We start from the raw sequence: 3,750 nt of genomic DNA, 5'->3' as shown, positions 1-3,750 counted from the left end.
CGGTGCCGTACTTCAGGAAGTTCTTGCAGGCGACCTCGGCGCTCTCGCGCTGGTGGCCGCTCGAGTACACCTGGAACAGGCCGTAGTGGCAGGGGGCGTACTTGCCGTCCAGCTTGAGGCAGTCCTTGTAGGCGCGCGTCTCCTCGGGCACCAGGCCCTTCTCCTTATACTGGCGCCCCAGGATGAAGAGGGCGGAGGGGTCGTTCTGCGCCTTCTGCGTGTCGCGGAACTCCCGGAGGGCCGTGTCCGTGAGGGCTCCCTTGCGCTGGGAGATGCTCAAGTTGTTGAGGCACTGCGGGTGCTTGGGGTTGAGGGCCACGCAGCTGCCGAAGGCATCCTTGGCCTCCTGGAAGCGGCTGAGCTCCATCAGCACCGCGCCCAGGTCGTTCCACCAGTCCGCGTTCAGGTTGGGGGCGAGCTGGACGGCCTTCTGCATCTCGTCCACCGTCTCCTCCATCCGGCCCTGGCGGTAGCGGATGATGCCCAGGTCGTGGTGGACCTCGGCCACGTTGGGGTTCACCGCGAGGATGGTGAGGAACTCCTTCTCCGCCTTGTCCAGCTTCTCCAGGTTGATGAAGGTGAGCCCCAGGTTGTACCGGGCCTCGATGTAGTCCGGGTTCACCTTGAGCGCGCGCTGGAAGCTGTCGTGCGCCTTCCCGTTGGCGCCCTCGTCCAGGTACAGCTTGCCCAGGTTCATGTAGGCGGCGGCGTGCTCCTGGTTGAAGCGGATCGCCTTGATGAAGTGCTCCTTCGCCGTGGACTTGTTGCCGGCGTACATGGCGATGAGGCCCTTGTTCACCCACAGGTCCGCGTACTGAGGGGCGAACTCCAGGCCCAGGTCACAGAAGATCTCGGCCTGCTTGAGGTCTCCCTTCCCGAGTTCCTGGGCACACATCTCGTTGTTGTACAGGGCCCGCTCGTTGGGGGGCGGGGTGGTGATGCAGCCGGAAGCCAGGAGCAGGGGGATGACGAGCGCGGAGCGAAGGGAAGACATGACCGGAGGGAGTGTAGGAGAGGCCCCCCTCCCGGATCAACGCCCCTGGAGGGGGAACGCCCACGGTTTCAGGGGTTTAGACCCCGAGCGTGGGACGCTAGAGTCCGGCGCCATGCGCACGTTTCTCTCCGCCCTCGGCTTCTCGGTGGCCCTGTTCGCGGCCGCTCCCGCTCACGCCCAGTTCGCCAACCGCAGCCTCGGTGTGTCCGCGGGCTACATGAGCTTCAACGGCACGGCCAGCCTCACCAGCACCGGCTTCCTCGGCTTCGACGCCAGCCTCTACATCGAGAACGGCTTCGAGGTGGTGTCGCTCACGAAGATCGCCTTCCCGGCGGACCCCATCAGCGGGCGGCGGGTGGTGGGGCTCGCTCCCTCGTTGGGCATCCGCTACCTCTTCCTGGAGGAGTCCATCCGTCCCTATGTGGGCGCGGATCTGAGCTACCTGCACGTCTTCAAGCCGCAGGGGGACTCGAACTTCGCCGGCGTGGGCCCCAACGCGGGCCTCGATTTCTTCGTCTCGGACTCCATCAGCATCGGGGCGCGGGCGCAGTTCAACGCCTACCTGTCGCTGGAGGAGCGCGTGCAGACGTCGGTCATCGTGTCCGCGGGCACGGCCGTCTACTTCTAGGCCACCGCGCGCGCCGCCCGTCCCCCGGCCCGAGTGACCGGGGAGGGCAGCAGGGCCGCGGCCACCAGCAGGGTCCACTTCTCGTCCGAGAGGTGGGCCGGCTTCTCCATCGACAGCAACTCCTGCAGCTTGGTGCCCAGCGCCGAGAAGAGGCGCAGCCGGGCCTCCATCCGCAGCTCCTCGCGCCGCAGCGCCGCGGAGAGCACCACCTCCCGCGTCTCGGCGCTCAGCCGCTTCACCCGCGAGACGAAGAGGGGATCCGCCAGCAGCCCCTCGCCCGCCGTGGCCCCGATGGCCGAGGGGGCCTTGAGGCGACGCTCGCGCACCACGATGGTGCCGGCGAGCATGTCCCCCAGCCGCTGGTGCGAGCCCGACAGCAGCGCCGTCACCCCGCCCACCAGGTAGAGCAGGGGCAGCTTGTCCACCGGGCGCGCCAGGTTGCGCAGCGCCGCGTGGTAGAAGCCGATGCGCACGCCGCTCTGCTGGATGACGCGCAGGCCCAGTACGCGCTTGCCCACCGTCTGCCCGCTCCAGGCCGTCTCCAGGGCGATGCCGTAGCCCCAGTCCACCAGGAAGTAGACGACGATGCCCAGCGCGCTGCCGAAGCCGGGGAAGGCGAGCATCACGAGGCTCAGCCCGGTGAGGAACATGCCCGTGCCGACCAGGACGATGAACGCGTCCAGCAGCCACGCGAGGAAGCGCGAGTAGAGGCCCGCGAGCGTGAAACGGAACTCCACGTACTCGGGGGTGAGCACGGCATGGGTGCCGTCGAGGAGGGTGTCGGGCGTGTCCGTCACGGCCCCAGTCTAGGCCAGCGCCGAGAATATTTGGGGCGACGTCCCGTCCAGAGCGCCGTACCTTGTGACAATCCCGAATGCGGTGGCGGGCACCCTGTTCGCCGCCAGCCCTTGGGAGGGGGAATTCCTATGCGCAGTGGTCCTCGCAGTCTCGCGGCCGCCCTGGCCCTTCTCGTCTCCGGCTCCGCTTCCGCCGTGGAGCTCAACTACCAGTGGAAGAAGGGAGATGTGCACCGCTTCCAGTATGAGGATGACTCGACCATCGAGATGAAGATGCCCGGCATGGGCGCCAACATGCCCGGCATGGGCGCCAACATGCCCGGCATGAACATGGGCCCCGGCGGCATGAACGTCCGCATGAAGGTCCAGTCCACCTTCAGCCAGAAGGTGCTCGCGGTGCGGCCGGACGGCACGGCCGAGATGGAGCTCACCCTGGAGAAGATGGAGTTGATCGGCGGCGACAAGCGCATCTCCACCCTCGACAAGATTCCCGCCGCCGCCAAGAAGGTGAAGGCCGAGGTGGACCGCAAGGGCCATGCGAAGTTCTTCCGCATGGTGACGGTCTACCTTCAAGAGGATCGCACCGTGGTGGGCGTCCACGACGTGAAGGCGGGCCCCACGGGCGCCAGTGCCTCGATGACCGCCGGCGACACGCAGGTCAAGGTGGTGGCCGCGGTGAACCCGAAGACCGGCGCCATCTCCCTCGCGATGGACGAGAAGAAGGTGCCCCCGGCGCTCAAGGCCGTGCAGGTGAAGGAGGAGGACCCCGGCATCGACGTGCTCCCCAAGGAGATCTTCGAGATGATGGTGCTCCCCGAGGGCGACATGACGCCGGGCGGCCGCTACGAGGTGACCACGCCCATGGGCGCCATGGCGACGACCCTTTCCGCCGTGGAGGAGAACGTCGCGCAGCTCCACACCACCGTGGCCCAGGAGACCTCCACCGCCCAGGCCGAGGCCATGGCCAACCAGGACTCCATGGGCGACCCGAACATGGGCGGTATGCAGGGCGGCGGGGACATGGGCATGAAGGTGGACGTGGACGCCACCAGCGGCTTCGACGTGGCCGCCGGCCGGCTCATGCGCATCGAGGGCACCCAGACCATCGACCAGTCCATGGGGGGCATGGGCGGCATGAAGGTCCGCTCGCGCTTCGCCCTCCAGCGGCTGTAATCAGCCCGCCCGCCACTGGGCCCGGAGCCATTCCGCGGCGTGGTGCTGTGCGAACAGCCTGCCCACGCCGTGCTCGTCCACCAGCTCCCAGACTTCGAGCCCGCCCTTGCGTTCCAGTCCCTTGAACATCACCCGCCCGGCGAAGCGGAACACCTCCG

General features: G+C 67.8%; 4 protein-coding genes. 2 read left to right on the top strand and 2 right to left on the bottom strand.

The window, feature by feature from the left end:
* Nucleotides 1-994 (bottom strand): tetratricopeptide repeat protein (locus VF794_RS34685; protein ID WP_331117410.1); only part of this gene is annotated, 994 nt, incomplete at its 3' end.
* 112 nt (nt 995-1,106) lie between these two features.
* Here VF794_RS34685 and VF794_RS34680 point away from each other — a divergent pair.
* On the top strand, nt 1,107-1,622 hold the full coding sequence (locus tag VF794_RS34680) for a hypothetical protein (RefSeq protein ID WP_331117409.1): 516 nt from the start codon (nt 1,107-1,109) through the stop codon (nt 1,620-1,622).
* On the opposite strand, the gene VF794_RS34675 is transcribed toward VF794_RS34680, so the two are convergent.
* Nucleotides 1,619-2,419, bottom strand: coding sequence for an RDD family protein (locus VF794_RS34675; protein WP_331117408.1), 801 nt, complete (start codon nt 2,417-2,419; stop codon nt 1,619-1,621). The two genes, VF794_RS34680 and VF794_RS34675, sit on opposite strands and share 4 nt — an antisense overlap.
* A gap of 129 nt (nt 2,420-2,548) precedes the next feature.
* On the opposite strand from VF794_RS34675, the gene VF794_RS34670 reads away from it, so the two are divergent.
* On the top strand, nt 2,549-3,592 hold the full coding sequence (locus VF794_RS34670) for a hypothetical protein (RefSeq protein WP_331117407.1): 1,044 nt from the start codon (nt 2,549-2,551) through the stop codon (nt 3,590-3,592).
* The last annotated feature ends 158 nt before the right edge of the window (nt 3,593-3,750 follow it).

The sequence above is a fragment of the Archangium sp. genome, assembly GCF_036389735.1.
GTDB lineage: Bacteria > Myxococcota > Myxococcia > Myxococcales > Myxococcaceae > Archangium.
This window is presented reverse-complemented; position numbering and strand designations above follow the sequence as displayed.

Excerpts from the sequence above, each read along its gene's own strand:
- VF794_RS34680 (WP_331117409.1), top strand. The coding sequence starts at position 1,107 with ATGCGCACGTTTCTCTCCGCCCTCGGCTTCTCGGTGGCCCTGTTCGCG.
- VF794_RS34670 (WP_331117407.1), top strand. The coding sequence starts at position 2,549 with ATGCGCAGTGGTCCTCGCAGTCTCGCGGCCGCCCTGGCCCTTCTCGTC.